15 protein-coding genes are annotated in these 16,298 nt (G+C 68.9%); 14 read left to right on the top strand and 1 reads right to left on the bottom strand.

All coding sequences use genetic code 11. From position 1 onward, the window contains the following. From D1643_RS04300 to D1643_RS04255, 10 genes are all read left to right on the top strand, one after another. Positions 1 to 1,123 (top strand): NlpC/P60 family protein (locus D1643_RS04300; protein ID WP_236643367.1); only part of this gene is annotated, 1,123 nt, incomplete at its 5' end. Between the two features lie 12 nt (positions 1,124 to 1,135). Beyond that, positions 1,136 to 1,936: a hypothetical protein gene (locus D1643_RS04295; RefSeq protein ID WP_160708993.1), complete on the top strand. Its 801-nt coding sequence runs from the start codon at positions 1,136 to 1,138 to the stop codon at positions 1,934 to 1,936. After that, entirely contained in the window at positions 1,933 to 2,076 is a 144-nt protein-coding gene (locus D1643_RS04290; RefSeq protein WP_160708991.1) for a hypothetical protein, read from the top strand. Before D1643_RS04295 ends, D1643_RS04290 begins: the two co-directional genes overlap by 4 nt. Positions 2,077 to 2,086: 10 nt before the next feature. After that, complete coding sequence (locus tag D1643_RS04285; RefSeq protein WP_160708989.1) at positions 2,087 to 3,178, top strand: type IV secretion system protein; 1,092 nt, start codon at positions 2,087 to 2,089, stop codon at positions 3,176 to 3,178. A gap of 9 nt (positions 3,179 to 3,187) precedes the next feature. After that, positions 3,188 to 3,625 (top strand): hypothetical protein, encoded by a 438-nt coding sequence (locus D1643_RS04280; RefSeq protein ID WP_160708987.1) that lies wholly within the window; start codon positions 3,188 to 3,190, stop codon positions 3,623 to 3,625. Positions 3,626 to 3,715: 90 nt separating this feature from the next. Then, the gene (locus D1643_RS04275; protein ID WP_160708985.1) at positions 3,716 to 4,558 is read left to right on the top strand and encodes a hypothetical protein; all 843 of its coding nucleotides are present in this window, start codon (positions 3,716 to 3,718) and stop codon (positions 4,556 to 4,558) included. A 345-nt stretch (positions 4,559 to 4,903) separates the two neighbouring features. Continuing rightward, complete coding sequence (locus tag D1643_RS04270; RefSeq protein WP_160708983.1) at positions 4,904 to 5,260, top strand: hypothetical protein; 357 nt, start codon at positions 4,904 to 4,906, stop codon at positions 5,258 to 5,260. Positions 5,261 to 5,408: 148 nt separating this feature from the next. Then, a complete protein-coding gene (locus D1643_RS04265; protein WP_160708997.1) occupies positions 5,409 to 6,539 on the top strand; it encodes a DNA cytosine methyltransferase in 1,131 nt (376 codons plus the stop codon). Next, positions 6,536 to 8,461: an ATP-binding protein gene (locus D1643_RS04260; RefSeq protein WP_160708981.1), complete on the top strand. Its 1,926-nt coding sequence runs from the start codon at positions 6,536 to 6,538 to the stop codon at positions 8,459 to 8,461. Before D1643_RS04265 ends, D1643_RS04260 begins: the two co-directional genes overlap by 4 nt. Next, positions 8,454 to 8,603: a hypothetical protein gene (locus D1643_RS04255; RefSeq protein ID WP_160708979.1), complete on the top strand. Its 150-nt coding sequence runs from the start codon at positions 8,454 to 8,456 to the stop codon at positions 8,601 to 8,603. Before D1643_RS04260 ends, D1643_RS04255 begins: the two co-directional genes overlap by 8 nt. 55 nt (positions 8,604 to 8,658) lie before the next feature. Here the strand turns inward: D1643_RS04255 and D1643_RS04250 are convergent, their stop codons facing one another. Continuing rightward, a complete protein-coding gene (locus D1643_RS04250; protein WP_160708977.1) occupies positions 8,659 to 9,135 on the bottom strand; it encodes a hypothetical protein in 477 nt (158 codons plus the stop codon). Positions 9,136 to 9,611: 476 nt separating this feature from the next. Between D1643_RS04250 and D1643_RS04245 the strand changes: the two genes are divergently transcribed. From D1643_RS04245 to D1643_RS04230, 4 genes are all read left to right on the top strand, one after another. Continuing rightward, positions 9,612 to 9,884 (top strand): type II toxin-antitoxin system RelB/DinJ family antitoxin, encoded by a 273-nt coding sequence (locus D1643_RS04245; RefSeq protein WP_160708975.1) that lies wholly within the window; start codon positions 9,612 to 9,614, stop codon positions 9,882 to 9,884. 4 nt (positions 9,885 to 9,888) lie between these two features. Next, complete coding sequence (locus D1643_RS04240) at positions 9,889 to 10,182, top strand: type II toxin-antitoxin system YafQ family toxin (RefSeq protein ID WP_160708973.1); 294 nt, start codon at positions 9,889 to 9,891, stop codon at positions 10,180 to 10,182. 97 nt (positions 10,183 to 10,279) lie between these two features. Next, complete coding sequence (locus tag D1643_RS04235) at positions 10,280 to 11,095, top strand: hypothetical protein (RefSeq protein WP_160708971.1); 816 nt, start codon at positions 10,280 to 10,282, stop codon at positions 11,093 to 11,095. A gap of 151 nt (positions 11,096 to 11,246) precedes the next feature. Beyond that, on the top strand, positions 11,247 to 16,289 hold the full coding sequence (locus D1643_RS04230) for a VaFE repeat-containing surface-anchored protein (protein WP_160708969.1): 5,043 nt from the start codon (positions 11,247 to 11,249) through the stop codon (positions 16,287 to 16,289). Positions 16,290 to 16,298: the final 9 nt, after the last annotated feature.

Raw genomic sequence — 16,298 nt, 5'->3', positions numbered from 1 at the left:
GCGGGCCGCGTCCCCCGACCCCCGGCGGGGGCAGGCCGTGGCACACCGCGTCCGCAGCCAGGCCGCGGGCGCCGCGAGGAGGGTCGCGGCCTGGCGGCCCACGTTCGTCACGAGCGGGTTCGGGCGCGTCCTCGCGGCCGCGGCGGCCGCGGTGGTGCCCCTGCTCGCCCTCATGACGCTGCTCCTGGCCCTGCTCTCCCAGGCGCCTGCGGTCGACGAGGGCTACGAGCCCATTGAGCTCCCGCCGGCCGTCGAGGCGTGGCGGCCGACGGTGGCCGAAGCCTGTCGAGACCTCGGGGTGGGCCAGGAGTGGGTCGACCTGGCCCTGGCCATGATGGCCCAGGAGTCGGGCGGGAACCTGCTCGTGACCTGCTACAACGGCCAGCAGATACAGGACATCATGCAGGCGTGCGAGGGCGCCTACTCGTCCTGGATCCTCGTCGGGGCCCCCGAGTACGGCTGCTCGCCCCGGACGGCCCGGGCATCCATCTACGCCGGCGTGGCGGAGATGAGGGACAACCTGGAGAGCTGGGGCGCTTACCTCGGCGACTTCGGCCCCGGAGACCTCGGGGCCGTGAAGCTCGTGGTGCAGGGCTACAACTACGGCGCCGGGTTCCTGCCGTGGTGCTCGCGCCACGGGGTGACCGAGTGGACGCTCGAGTCCTCCCAGCGCTTCAGCGACATGATGGCCGCCCAGACGGGCTGGGGCTACTACGGCACCCCCAACCACGCGCTGCTCGTCATGCGCTACTACCCCTACCGCGCCCAGGCGGGGGAGGGGAGGCAGGAGGTCGTGGAGGCAGCGCTCATGGTGGCCCGCGACTACGCGACCCCCTACGTGTACGGGGGGAACTCTATCACGCAGGGGTGCGACTGCTCCTACTTCACGATGTGGTGCTACCAGCAGGCCGGCATCTCCATACCGCGCCAGTCGGAGCTCCAGCGCGACGCCGGCACCTGCATCCCGATCGAGCAGGCGCAGCCCGGCGACCTTCTGTGGATGCAGGGCCACATCGGCATCTACCTGGACGAGGGCCGCGTCGTGGAGCAGACGCCCCCCTACTGCCGCGTCAACCCCATCACCTACAACCGCTGGGTCTGCGCCGTGCGGATCGACGGATAGAGAGGATCAGAGATGAAGACGAAGACAAAGATCGCCCTTGGGGTGCTCGCCGCGGCGGCGCTCGCCGTCGCCTGCTGGCGCCTCGCGCCCCCCGCCGCCGAGCCCGCGCCCGGGCCGCAGGAGGCCCCCGCCTCCGAGCAGCCCGCGGAGCAGCAGGAGGAGCCGGACGGCCTCACGGAGCGCCAGCGCGAGCTCCAGGCGCGCTACGACGGCCCGCTCGAGGAGACGCTCGCGTTCCTCGAGGCCTCCACCTGGTCGACGCCCAACGAGTCGGCGTCCCTGTCCTTCGAGCCGGGCGCCTACGCGGAGCGCTCCGCGGGGGCCGAGGAGGCGCGGGTGCCCTTCGCCGTCGAGCTCGCGACGACGAGCGTCGCGCGGGACTCCGGCGCGGTCATCACCCGCCAGACCCTCGTGCTCGACGTGGGGGAGGGCACGAGCCTGCTCTACTTCGACACCGTGACGGCCGCCGACGGGTCGGTTAGCTACTCGCTGACGAGCGACGGCTTCGCCCATGCCCAGACCTACCTGTGGGTCTCGCCCGCGCGCGAGGTCGCCGTCGAGGGCCTGGGCGAGGAGATGCTCTCCCTCGTCGACGGCAGGGGCGACCTGCTCGCGCAGCGCCTGTCCGAGTACTGCGCCCTCTACTACCCGACGGCCTCCGCCGCGACTTTCAACGGCCAGGCGACCGTGAGCTGGGACGAGGGCACCGTCTCCTTCTCGCTCGCGCTCGACACCCGCACCCGCCCCGACATTCCGGTCACCTACGACAAGTCCACGCTCGACTTCATGGTCGGGAAGGGGGCCCACCGATGAGCGCGCGGGAGAGGATCAGGGCGGCGCTCAGGCACCAGATCGACGCCGACCACGTCTACGCGGCCTGCGGCGTGATGTTCGCCGCCGCCGTCGCGACCATCGTCATCATCCGCCTGGCCGTCCTGGCCGCGCTCGGATAGGAGGAGCCCAGTGAACGAAGCAAACGGAACCGCCGCCCGCGTGCGCCTCGCAGGGGCGCTCGCCTGGGCCCGGCGCCACAGGACGGCCTCGCTCGCGCTCGCCTGCGCGCTCGCCCTCGCTGCGACGGTCGCCCTCCAGGCGGCCTTCCCCGCCGACGAGGCCGAGGCCGTCGCCCCGCTCGTCATAGCCGGCGTCGGGGGGCTCATCGGGGCCCTCGTCGCCCCCGGGGCCGTCGACGCGGCCATGGACACGGCCACCGACGGGGTGGCCGGATGGCTGAGGACGTGGATCAACTCCAACCTCGACCAGGCGAACAACTTCCTGACCAAGTACCTGACCGACGGCGGGATGCTCACGCGCGACTTCGACCAGCTGTTCTCGTCGGTCGTCCCGGTGCTGCGCTCCGTGCAGGAGACCGTCGTCATACCGCTCGCCATGATCGTGCTCACCGTCTTCTTCGTGGCCGGCATCGCCTCGGCGGTGGCCGAGATGGGCCGCGCGGAGTCCGGCATCGACACCGTGCAGCTGATGATGGTCTTCGTCGCCTACGCCCTCGTGGGGTCGCTCGTCGTCAACTCCTGGGAGCTCATGGCGTGGTGCTACGACCTCGTCACCCAGGTGATCGCCGGGATCGGGGGCACCGTGAACACGGAGGTCTACACGGGGCTCCCCGAGGACGTCAACAACATAGGCGTGCTCCTCTCGCTGCTCGTCACGAGCGGCGTCGTGTGGGTCATAGCCGGGGCCGTCGCCCTGCTCACCCAGGTGATCATCATCACCCGCGCCATTCAGATTTACGTCTACACCTGCCTGGCCCCCGCCTCCATCGCGTTCCTGGTCTCGCCGAAGTCCCGCCCCATGGCCACGGGCTTCCTCAAGCGCTACCTGGCGCTCCTGTTCGCCGGCGTGATCATGGCGCTCCTGTTCGCCATGATGAGCGCCATCCTCGCGGGCTTCGGCGACATAGCCGTGGCCGCCTCCGACTACGAGGGCATGATCGACTGGTCGGGCCGCCTGCTGTTCAGCTGCGTCTCGCTGCTCGCCTACGGCTACGCGATGTGGTCGGCCGGCGGCTGGGCGCGCGAGTTCGTGGGAGTCTAGGGGGCCGCCATGCACATGATCTACGAGGACGTGAGCGACTCCTTCGTGCTGAGCGGCACGGCGGACGGCGAGCCCTTCTGCCTCTCCCTGCTGACCGGGAGATGGGAGGGCCGCCCGGACGCGCGCCCTCTCGCCACCCGCTTCGCCGAGGGGTTCCTCCGCGACAAGATCGAGCTCGCGCTGTCCCTCATGCGCGAGCAGCTCGAGGCCTCCGGCGACAGGCTCTGCGCGGGCCCCGAGGAGGCGCAGGCGCCGATCCCGGAACTGCCGCCCCGCCTCCGGGACGAGGTGGTGCTGCGCCTGCGCGAGGCAGGGGCGGGGGAGGAGGCGCTCTCCATGGCCCTCTCCGGCCACGTGCGCTTCGCAGCCGTGGCCTCGCTCGTGGGCGTCAGGCTCGACGAGGCAGGGCCCGGAGCCCGGCCGGGCCGCCTCCGCAGGGCCGTGTAGCACGCAGGCGTCCCCGCGCGGGCCGGGCCCGCGCGGGCGCAAGATCATCTCAGCAGGGGCGCAAGGAGGCGCCCGGAAGGGAGGAGTGCCATGGGGGTCGTCCTGTTCGACCGGTCGGCATACGCCGACGCCGAGGACTGGCGAGACACGTACGAGGAGATGAGGGCTGAGCTCGGGGCCCCGCGGAGGCGCGCGAGCTCAGCCGCGCTGCGCCGGTTCCGAGACGAGGTGATGGCCTCCGACCTCGAGTCCCTCGCCTGGGACATCGACTCGAAGTCCGCGGGCCGGCCGCTCGCGTTCCGCTCCGAGGGGAGCCGCGCCTTCTCGCTCGCCGGGGACGCGGAGGACATGCTCGCCCAGGCCTGCGGCGGCGTGCCCGACAAGGTCGAGGTGGCGGGCGGGGAGCTCTACGTCACCTCCGGGGCCGAGGCGATCCACGTCCGCGCTCTGCCCGACGCCGCCCTCGACGGCGCCCCCGTCGACTGGGGTCGCGCAACCGCCGACGCCCTCTTCTCGGAGCTCTCCCTCCCGCTCGACCTGTCCGACCCCGCCCCGATCCCGCCGGCCCGCGGCGAGGGCGTGCGCGCCTCGCGCGGGAGCCGCGGCCTCGACGAGGTCGCCGCGCGCCTGCGGGAGACGGGGCTGGAGGAGTGGGAGGTCGCCGAGGAGCTCTCCCTCATGCGCGAGTCGCTCAAGCAGGTCGAGCTCAACACGAGGCTCCTCCGCGAGACGGGGGCCTTCCAGGCGCCCCTGGAGCCCGGCGCCCGGGACGCCCCCTCGTGGGCCCCGGCGCCGGCGGAGCGGCAGGAGCGGGCCGAGCTCGTGCCCATAAGCGGCCTCGGACGCCCCTCCCCCGGGCGCGAGGCCCCCGCGGCCGCGCACCGGGCGGCCGAGCCGCGGAGGGCCCGCAGGGAGGTGACATCGCGTGCCTGAGTCCTGGTGGGGCACGGTCGGGCCCGGCCTCGACTACCTCTACACGCTGGAGCAGGCAGGGGAGGGCACATGGGTGCCGAGCCTCATCGACTCCCGGACGGACGCCGTCCTGGCCCGAGGCCGGGCAGTGGAGGGGTTCGCGGAGGCCCGCGAGCGCGCGATAGAGATCTCCAGGGACTACCTGGAGCGGGCCGACCCCCGCGCGCTCGGCCCCCAGGCCGTCCGCATCAGCCTGGCCCCGCAGCGCGCTAAGGGAGAGCCCACAGCCGCCCTCCCTGGCATTGAACGCGCCGCGAGCGCGGCGAGGACAGCCATCAGACGAGCACTGAGATGAGGAGAGAGACGATGGATTCAGAGAAGACATTGCTGGAGGAGGCGAACCTCCGGGTTCGCGCCCTCGATGACGCCGGCCTGCTCGCCTATTTCGACTTCAAGGCCTACGGGGAGTCGGCGGCGCACGAGTTCCACCTGGCCGAGGCGGGCTACATGCCCGCCGACGCCGACTGGCCCGACACCGACCTCTACGACCGCGACGAGATCGCCGAGCTGGCGCGCGAGGCGAGGGGGGAGGCCCGCCCGGTGCCGCTGGGATCCGCCCGCCCCGCGCCTTCGCCCTACACTCCGCAGGCGGACATGCGGGGCGTCCAGGCCCCCGCGCGGGAGGCGAGCACGAGGCGCGAGAGGGCGGAGCTGGCGCGATGAGGCCCGAGGCCCCCGGGCGGCTAGGCCGGTACCTACGTATGGGCGTACCCCGGTACGAAACCGCATGAAGCAAGCCCCATGCTTGTTTGTCGAGTCAAGACAGCGCTTTCAACCTTATAATGTTTCGATTGGAAGAGCTGTCTTGACGATGGAAAGGCAGGGCTGGTTGGCCGCCCACCGCGAAAATACCAAACGATCTTTCCCCGAGGGAAGCGCCTCGGTCGGAGCCGTAGACCTGTTCTGCGGCGTAGGCGGCCTGACCTACGGCCTACGCTCAGCCGGAATCGACGTCGTCGCCGGCTTCGACCTCGACGACTCTTGCAGGTATGCCTACGAGACGAACAACGAGGGCGCCAGCTTCGTGCGCCGCAACATCAAAGACGTGACGGCCGAGGAGGTCTCAAGCCTTCTGTCCGGGTATGACGTGAAGGTGCTCGTGGGGTGTGCTCCATGCCAGCCTTTCTCATCCCACCGCAAGGACAAGAAGAACAGGAAAGAGCACAAGGACTGGGGGCTGCTGGGTGAGTTCGGCCGCCTGGTCTCCGAGCTCATGCCCGACTTCGTCTCCATGGAGAACGTCCCCGAGATCGCCAAGGAGAGCATCTTCTCCGACTTCGTCGAGACCCTGGAGGGCGCCGGCTACTCCGTAAGCTACGAGGTTGTCCGCGCCGAGGAGTACGGCGTCCCCCAGCGCAGGCGCCGGCTTCTCCTGCTGGCGTCCAAGGACGGCGACATCAGCCTCATCCCGCCGACCTGCGCCAAAGAGGACGTCGTCACCGTCAGGGAGGCCATCAGCTCGCTCCCCGCCGTCAGGGCCGGCTCCGCCAGCAGGAAGGATCCCCTTCAAAGCGCAGCCGCGCTCTCCGATTTGAACATGAGGAGGATCAAGGCCTCCACCCCCAATGGCACCTGGAGGGACTGGCCCGAGGATCTGAGGCTTCCGTGCCATAAGAAGGAGACGGGAAAGACCTATCCGGCGGTCTACGGCAGGATGTCCTGGGATGAGGTGGCCCCGACCATTACGACCCAGTTCTACTGCTACGGAACAGGCAGGTTCGGCCATCCGAGCCAGGATCGCGCCATCACGCTGCGCGAGGGGGCGATCCTCCAGAGCTTCCCCCTCGGCTACCGCTTCGTCGAAGACGGCAAGCGCGTGAGCCGCAGCGAGGTGGCCCGCCAGATAGGCAACGCCGTGCCGCCAAAGCTGGGGGAGGCGGTCGGGCGAAGCATCCTGGCAGCATGCCCTTCCCGCAAGCAATCAGAGGAGGTCGCAAGATGAACGCAGAAGCGCAGGCGACGGTCAGCTTTCAGGTGGCCAACCGAGCCGCCACCCACCTGGGGCGCAAGCTGTACTCCACCACCCCGCCCGCCCTCGCCGAGCTGATCGCGAATTCCTACGACGCCTACGCGCGCCGCTGCTACGTGGTCCTGGACAATGGCCAGGACCACATCGTCGTCGCAGACGACGGCGTCGGCATGGACATAGCGGCCCTGAACGATCGATACGCGATGGTGGGCAGGGAGAAGGAGCCCGAGCCGGCCCCGGAGGGTTTCAGCCCACGCGACCCCATGGGGCGCAAGGGCATCGGCAAGCTGGCGAGCTTCAGCCTCGGAGACGAGTACGAGGTCTACACGCGAACCTCGCCCGAGGACAAGTGGACGCACTTCCGCGTTCTCTACAGCGATTTCGTGACGTCCGACCTCAAGTACGACGTTGAAGCCGACGAATGCGAGCTTCCCGAGTACCTGTCGGACTTCGCTGATTTCGAGCATGGGTTCATCTCCGTCATCCGCGGCCTGCGACGCGACAGGAACAAGAACACGATCGAGTCCCTGAAGACGCAGCTCTCGCGCCGCTTCTACATCAAGTCCGCCTCAGACGGCTTCGAGCTCCTCCTCAACGGCGCCCCGCTCGACCTCTCCCGCAACGCCTACTACGGCAACCTCGAGCACGTCACCTACGTCGGCTTCACCCGAGAGGAGATCTCCGACCTTCTCGGAAACGACGAGAAGGCCGAGCTGGAGGAGCTGGACGCCTCCTCCGCGCGCGAAGGGATGGCGGCGTCGGTCGCCGACCTCGTGGACGAGAGGGGCCTCAGGGGCTGGGTCGGGACGGTGGAGAAGCCGAAGCAGCTCAGCGCCGGCGGAAACAGCGCCAACATCATCGTGTACATCAACAAGAAGATCGCCGACGAGGACGTCCTCAGGGATCGCCCTAACGCCACCATGGCCGGCCAGTACATCGTCGGCGAGTTCATGGCTGACTACCTCGGCTCGGAGTCCGAGGACCCCATAACCAGCAGTCGCCAGGGCCTCGACCACTCGGATCTGGAGGTGGCGCGCCTTGTGGATCTCATCGCGGGGATGAGATCGGTCGTCATCGCTAAATGGGACTCCAGCCGCGCAACAGGAGCGATCGATCGCCTGCCTGCCTGGGCTTCCGAGAACGAGAGCTACAGGAAGTGGATGGACGGGCTGAACCCGACGCAGAGAAAGCTCCACAACGGCCTTCTCAAGACCCTGTCGGTGAAGATGGATCAGGAAGCCCAGGACGACTCGGAGACGAAGGCGCTCCTCAACAGCTTCATTAGCGTCGTAGAGAGCAACGCCATCTTCGAGATGGCTGACACCATCCTTGACTACGCCGGCAAAAGCCAGGAGGAGCTTCTCGTCAGCGTCGCAGGGCTGCTGGGGAAGGTGTCCGCCAGCGAGGATCTCAAGCAAGCAGCTATCGTCCAAGAGCGCCTGAAAGCCATCCAGACGCTGGAAGAACTGATGGACGACCCTTCGACGGTGGAAAAGGCCTTCGAGAATCACTTGGCAAAGAACCCCTGGCTCATTAACCCGTATTGGAACCAATCGCCGCGCACACAGGAAGAGGTGAAGGTTGTGACGCAGGAGTTCAACCGCCTCTACCAAGGAAAGGACGGCGATTACCGGAAAACGTTCATCGACATCTGCATCTACATCGCAGAGGAACCATATCCCATCATCGTCGAGCTGAAGCGCAATGCCCTTACGCCATATTCAAGGGTGAGCTTTAACAGAATAAAGGACCAGGTAAGCGACTACCGCAAAGCCGTCATTCAGGGGCTGCCACTGGGCAGCTCGCGCCCCCCGCAAAAAAAAAGAGATCCCTGCCTACTTCATTTGCCCCGAGGACACCGGCTATGCAGGCGAAGAGCATGGCATAGTGCTTGAGGAAGACGAGCCGGAGCTGCTGAAAGCGTTGAACATCACCCTCCTTTCCTATCGCGACCTCGTTGCCAACGCAAAGAAGGCCTACAGGGATCACATCCGAGTGGTTGAGGAGGAGGGGGGACTCCCGTACTTCGAAGCCTGAGCCTTACCTGCGTATGGGCGTACCCCGGTATCCTCGTACCGGGGTACGCCTGCTGCTAGAAGCAGGGATCCTCGTAGGCCTCGCGGATCCCCAGCGTGAAGTACGTGTCGGAACCGACGCGCTTCCAGCCGCGCTTGCAGAGCCGAAGCTCTATCCCGTTCGTCTCCCGAGTCCGCCGCCAGTAGCGGCATCCCTCGCACTCGCCGCCCGGCTCCCTGACCCAGCACGGCGCATCCCCGCCGTTGCCCTCCATCAGGTGCCCGAAGGGGTGCGTGCAGCGCCACGAAGGCTCCCCCTCGACGAGGGGCGTGCTCTCGTAGGCGTACTCCTGGTCCTCGCTCCTGCCGTTGTGGTCGACGCGCGTCCACCTGTCGCGGGTGACGACGACCCGCCGCGGCCCCAGAACCCTCTGCACGGTGTAGGGCCGGCGGTCGCTGTACAGCATCTCCGTCGCCCCCATCCCGACGTAGGGCTCCCCGAGCTGGGCGCCCTCCTGCATCCTGTTCGCGAGGCTCCCGATCATCCTTGGCATGGCCCTGCTCCTTTCTCCCTCTGATCCAGCGCTTCCCGCCCTGCACCCCCAGCTGTTCGCCGAAGGCGGCGGCAGCGCCATCGCCGAGCCGTGGGCGAGGGGAGCGGCTCCTCGCGCCCCAGGGGCGCCTTCGCGATGCGAGGAGGGCAGGCCCGACGAGCCGCAACCTCCACCAGCCCGCCGGGCTTGTGCGAGGTTTCGCGTGGGCGACGCGGGCGGGAGGGCCGCCGATACGATGGGCCGCCCTTCGCGAACGCGAAGAGATGTCGCCGAGGGCCCCGGGGCGCCCGCCAGGGCGTCACGGGAGGCGCCGCAGGGCGAGGGCGCAACGAAAGACCCCTCTTTGAGAATGCACTTTCAAAGGCCGCCAGCCTTGCAAAGGTGACATGACTGCCACGGGTCTTGCCTCAAATTTGCAATGACGTTATTATCAATATGCACATACAAGCTCATCATGATCTAGGGAGTGTGAGCCCATGGCGAGCGCATCGCTAACCATTCGCATCGACGAGAGCCTCAAGAGGGAGGCTTCCCTCGTCGCTGAGTATTACGGCTTCGACCTCTCCTCGGTCACCCGCGCGTTCTACAAGCAGATGGTGCGCGAGCGGTCGATCCCTCTGAACCTCGGCTCCTACGAGCCCAACGAGGAGAGCCTGCGGGCGATAGCGGAGACCGACTCCGCCATCGCGTCGGGCTCCTACGAGCTCTACGACGACGCGGCCTCGCTGCTCGCCGCCGCAGGAGCCTAGAGCCATGAGGCTCAAGGCAACCTTCACGCCATCGTTCTCGCGCGACCTGAAGCGAGTTAGGCGACGTGGGCTCGACGAGGGAGAGCTGGCGGAGGTCATCGACCTCATCATCGAGAACACGCCTGAATCGCGCGAGGTACTTACGCGGCGGCACCGTATGCACAGCCTCAAGGGGGCATGGAAGGGCAGCAGCGAGTGCCATGTCGCGAATGCCGGAGACTGGCTTGTCATCTGGCGCGAGGCCGACGGCGTGGCGTTCCTCCAGAGAACCGGCACCCATGACGAGGTCTTCAGATAGCCGGGGGGGATTTTGGAAAATGGTAGCGTTATGCGTCAGATGCCCGCTTAACGTATGATCAGAAGCTGAGAGGACGATCTCGACCAAAGGAGGAGTCATGGACGAGAAGACCGAGAAGATCAACGTGATCGCCGACGAGGACGTCGCCGTCGCCGAGGAGAGCGGCCCCGCGGAGGCGCGAAAGCCCCGCCGCCGCGCCGCCTGCGCCGGCGGGGCGGCGGCCCTCGCCGCCGTGGCCGTCGCCGTAGCCGTCATGATGCAGCCCGCCGAGGCCGTTGAGGTCGAGGGCTTCGCGGCCCGCGCGCTCATCCCGCATATCCCCATCGAGTCGCCCTGGGCCGCAGGCGGGGCCTCCGTCCCCGGCGACGAGGCCCTGGCGGACACCGGCGAGGCCGAGGCGGCCGAGGGGGAGGGCGGGGAGCAGGCAGACGCCCCTGCCGCCCCTGCCACAGAGGACACGGGCGCCGGAGCGGCCGCCCAGCCCCAGCAGGGCACCTCCCAGGCCGTCGCCTCCGGGTCGCCCGCGCAGGCCGCGCCCCAGGGCGGGTCGTCCTCCGGGTCGGCCGCCCAGCCCCAGCAGCAGGCCCCCGCGGCCTCCCAGCCCCAGCAGCAGGCCCCCGCGGCCTCCCAGCCCTCGGTGCCCGCCCACGAGCACAACTGGCAGCCCGTCACCGAACCGCAGTGGGTGGTTGACAAGGCCGCCTGGGACGAGAAAAAGCAGACAGGAGCTACCGTAAAAGCGAGCTGCGGGAAGAGTTTTAATTCCGTGGAAGAGTGGTTTGCACATGGCGATCGTATCCATTCCTGCTCATATGAAGTAGTCCCAAAATACGAAATCATCCATCACGATGAAGTCGGCCACACTGTAACGGTGACCACGGGCCACAAGTGCTCCTGCGGCGCCACCAAGTAGCCCGACCCATCCCTCCTGCGCTTTCAATCGCTTGACAAAACACCGCCGATAAGGCACCATCGGCCCTAAGTCGCGCGCTCCAACTCTGCGCGGCCCAGGGGCCTAACTCCAAATTCCGGGTCCCGGTCACATAAGGAAGGTAGGGACCCGTATGGTTCACGCTGTCGGCGCGCGCCCACGCGCATCTAAGGCACTGCGGCTTCTCATCGCCGCGATCCTGGCCCTAGGCCTCATCCCCATCGCATCGCTCTCGTCCGGCGGCCTCCTGGCTGCCGAGACTGCGTACATCCAGCACGACGGCAAGATCCCCTACGCCGGCTACACGACCATGGCCATGAGCGTCGACGGGAGCCCGGCGGTGTGTGCCCAGCCCTCGAAGGCCACGCCGCCCGAGGGCTCCTACGCCGTTTCCTACGACCTGCTCGAGGGGAGCGACGCCTTGGCCGTCGAGCCAGGGAGCACCTGGCGCATCGACTTGATCCGCAACCTCTTCTGGTACGGCCCGGGCTCCCCCGGCTTCGACGCGGGCTTCTGGCCCACCGCCTGGTACGACGGCAGCGCCATGACCTACGACCGCTACTTCGTGGCTCTCCACATCGCGCTCTCAGACGCCTACGCGGCCGACTGGCAGGGCTCGGTCTACGGCTGCAACGAGCAGATGAAGACCTGGGCCCGGACGCAGATCATCGGCTACCAGGGCTCAGGCAAGCCGTTCCTGGCCGGCTCCACCTACGACAAGTACTTCAACTACGGCTGGTCTGCGGCGCCGTCCGACTTCGAGGTCTTCCAGATGGCGACCGGCTCCGGCACCCAGCGCGTGTTCTCCTTCCGGCCCTACAACCCCGAGGGCTGGATCGGTGTGGCCAAGCGCTCGGCCAACCCGGAGATCACCGACGGCAACTCCTGCTACGACCTGGGCGGCGCGCAGTACGCCGTCTACGACTCCTCCTGGGCCCAGGTGGACACAATCACCGTGCCGGCCGACGGCGGCTACGCCTACTCCAAGGAGCTCGAGCCCGGCACGTACCACGTGCAGGAGACCGTGGCTCCCAAGGGCTACGCCCTCGACGAGACCGTGTTCGACGTCGAGGTGACGAGCGAGGAGACCTCTTGGATCGGCGACGCGGAAGGATGGCACAATGAGATCCCGCAAAACGACCCGGCGCGTATGTGGGTCGGCAAAATAGATCTTGAGACCACTCTCGACATGCCGCAGGGCTCCGCGTCGCTTGCCGGAGCTGAGTTTACAATTCGCTATTTCAATCAACAATTTGATAGCGTCTCTGCCGCGGAGGCAAGCGGCCCTGCAACTAGAACCTGGGTTGTTAAGACTGACGAGAGAGGCCAGGCCGGTCTTCTTGACAGTTGTCTCGTTTCCGGCGATGCGCTATACAAAATAAATGGTCTTGTCACCATCCCCCTCGGCACCGTCCTTATCCAGGAGACCAAGGCCCCCGAGGGCTACCTGCTCGACGACACCGTCTACCTACGCCAGGTGACGACCGAGGGCAACGTCGAGTCCGTAGGGACCTACAACGCGCCCATCGTCAAGGAGGAGGTCGTCCGAGGCGGCCTGGAGCTCGAGAAGCGCGACGCCGAGACCGGCTCCGCTCCGCAGGGCGACGCGACGTTCGCGGGCATCGAGTTCGAGGTCGTAAACGACTCCGAGGGCTCCGTGCGCGTGGGCGGGCGTGACGTGGCGCCCGGCGAGGCGGCCCTCACCCTCACCACCGGAGCCGACGGCAAGGCCCGCACGGCCTCCGACGCGCTGCCCTACGGCGACTACCTGGTGCGCGAGTCCGCCACCAACGGCTCCTACCTCAACACCTCCGTCCCGCAGACCGCGCAGATCCGCCAGGACGGCGCCATCGTGCGCCTCGCCGGCTCCTCCTCCTTCACCGACGACGTCGTCCGGGGCGGCGTCGAGGTCGAGAAGCGCGACGCCGAGACCGGCCGCCTCGAGCCCCTGGGCGCCGGTTCCCTGGATGTTCTCTTCGAGGTCTCCAACGCCAGCGACCGCCCCGTCGTGGTGGGCGGCGTCTCCTACGCCCCAGGCAAGGCCGTCATGACGATCCAGGCGAAGGAAGGCGTCGCCAAGACCGCCTCCGACGCGCTGCCCTACGGCTCCTACGAGATCCGCGAGGTATCCGCCGGCGCCGGCTACTTCCTCACCGACGGCGAGCCGCGCTCCTTCTCCATCGAGCGCAACGGCATCGTCGTCAAGCCCGCGACCGGCGAGTCCGCCTTCAAGAACCAGGCCAAGCGCGGCGACCTCGAGCTCGTCAAGGTCGAGGAGGGCACCATGCACCGCCTTGCGGGCGTGCCCTTCCGCATCACCAGCCAGACCACCGGCGAGAGCCACGTCATCGTGACCGACGCCAACGGCTACGCCTCCACCCACGCGTCCTGGAACCCCCATACCCAGAAGACCAATGCCAACGACGCGGCGGGGGAGGGCGCGCTCGACGACGAGGCCGGCGTGTGGTTCGGCCTGGGCTCGGCGCCCGACGACTCCAAGGGAGCGCTGCCCTACGACCGCTATACCCTCGAGGAGCTGCCCTGCGCGGCCAACGAGGGCCTGACGCTCGTCAGCATCCCCGACGTCACCATCACCCGCGACTCCCACACGGTCGACCTCGGCACCGTCGACGACGATCGCCCGGTCGACCAGAGCCCGCGCATACTGACGACCGCCATGGACGCCGCCGACCGCGACAAGCTGGTCTCGGCTGACGGTGCAGCCGTCATCGTGGACTCCGTCGAGTACGCCAACCTCGTGCCCGGCGAGACCTACCGCCTCGTGGCCACCCTCATGGACAAGGCCACCGGCGAGCCCGTGACCCAGGGCGGCGAGCCCGTGACTGGCGAGCGCGAGCTCACGCCGCGCGAGCACTACGGCACCGCCGACGTCCGCCTCGCCCTCGACGCGCGCGGCCTGTCCGGCGACGTGGTGGTCTTCGAGGAGCTCTGGGCCGCCGACGGCACGCTCGCGGCGTCGCACGCCGACATCGACGACGAGGGCCAGACCGTGCGCCTCGTCCCGCCCGAGATCGGCACGCAGGCCTCCGACGGCGCCGACGGCGACAAGCTGGTCGTAGCCGACCCCGAGGCCGTGGTCGTCGACACCGTCAGCTACGCCAACCTCGTGCCCGGCCGCGAGTACCTCGTCACCGGCACGCTCGTGGTGCGCCAGACCGGCGAGCCGCTGCTCGCCGCCGACGGCGAGCCCGTGACGGCCACCCTCGCCTTCAAGCCCGTCGCCGCCTCGGGCAGCGTCGAGCTCGAGTTCCGCTTCGACGCGAGCCTGCTCGCCGGCAAGGAGCTCGTCGCCTTCGAGGCGCTAGAGAAGGACGGCCTCGAGCTCGCGGTGCACGCCGACATCGACGACGAGGGCCAGACCGTCGAGGTGGCCGCCCCCGAGATCGGAACCACCGCCCGCGACGCGGAGGACGGGGACAAGGCCCTGGCCGCGAGCCCCGTCGCGGCGGTCATCGACGAGGTGGCCTACGAGGGCCTCGTCGCCGGGAAGTCCTACGTGCTCACGGCCACCCTCATGGACAAGGCCACCGGCGAGCCGCTCGCGGGCGCCGACGGCCAGCCCGTGACGGCCTCCACGGCCTTCAAGCCGGCCGCCGCCCACGGCAGCGCGGAGGTGACCCTCGAGCTCGACGCGAGCGCCCTGCCCGAGGGCGCCGAGCTCGTGGTCTTCGAGGAGCTCGCGCGCGACGGGATCGTCGTGGCCGAGCACAAGGACATCGACGACGAGGGCCAGACCGTCTCTGTCGCGCGCCCCGGGATCGGCACGCAGGCCTCCGACGGCGCCGACGGCGACAAGGAGGTCGCCGCAGGCCCCGAGGCCGTCATCGTCGACGAGGTGGCCTACGAAGGCCTCGTCCCCGGGCGCGAGTACGTGCTAACCGGCACCCTCGTGCTCAAGTCCACCGGCGAGCCGCTGCTCGCCGCCGACGGCGAGCCCGTGACGGCGACCAAGGCGTTCGTCCCTGCGGCGAGCTCCGGGACGGTGGAGGTCGAGTTCCGCCTCGACACCTCGCTGCTCGCCGGCGAGGAGCTGGTGGCCTTCGAGGGGCTCTCCGAGCAGGGCGTCGAGCTCGCCGTCCACGCCGACATCGACGACGAGGGCCAGACCGTCGAGGTGGTCTCCCCGAGCATCGCGACCACCGCCCGCGACGCCCTCGACGGCGACAAGGCCGTCACGGCCGACCCCGGCGCCAAGCTCGTCGACACGCTGTCCCTCACCGGGCTCGCCCCCGGGCGGGACTACGAGGCCCACGGCATCCTCATGGACGCCGAGACCGGCCTGCCCGCCGTGGCGGCCGGCTCCGAGGCCGGCGAGGAGGAGCTCGCGGAGGCGGCCGAGGCGATCGCTGCCGCCATGGGCCTCGGCGAGGAGGGCGACGGGTCGGTAGACCGCAAGGCGCTCGCCGCCGTCCTGGCGGAGCACAAGGAGGCCGTCGCCGATATGGCCGTGGCCAAGCGCGACGTGACGCCCGAGGGCACCTCCGCCACCGTGGAGCTGGAGTACCCGATCGACGCCTCCGGGCTCGCCGGGACGACCACGGTCTGCCTGGCCGTCCTCGTCGCCGACGACAGGGTGGTCGCCTCCGAGCTCGACCTCTCGTGCGCCGAGCAGCAGTGCGGGATCGTCGCGCCGGCGATAGGCACCGAGCTCACCGACAAGACCGACGGCGACCACGAGGCCCTCGACTCCGCCGAGGCCGTCCTCGTCGACACGGTGGCCTACCGCGACCTCGTCCCCGGCAAGGAGTACGTGCTCGCCGGAATCCTCATGGACAAGGCCACGGGCAAGCCCCTGCTCGTCGCCGACCGCGAGGTGAGGGCCTCGGCCACCTTCGTGCCCAACGCCCCCGACGGCACGGCCGAGGTCGAGTTCGCCTTCGACGCACGCGGCCTCAAGGGCCATGAGCTGGTCGCCTTCGAGACGCTCTCGAAGGACGGCCTCGAGGTCGCCGTCCACGCCGACATCGACGATGCGGCCCAGACCGTCACGATCACGGACGTCCCCGGCGCGCCCGGGCAGTCCCTCGCGAAGACCGGGGACGGCACCGCCATCGCCACCCTCATCGCCTTCCTGGCCGTCCTGGCGGGCGGCCTGGGCGCCTGGGCGGCCCGCCGCCGCATGGCCCCCGGCCCCGAGGAACCCGCCGACGAGTAGCCAGCCCGC

This window comes from Enterorhabdus sp. P55 (genome assembly GCF_009911695.1).
Lineage (GTDB): Bacteria > Actinomycetota > Coriobacteriia > Coriobacteriales > Eggerthellaceae > Enterorhabdus.
This window is presented reverse-complemented; position numbering and strand designations above follow the sequence as displayed.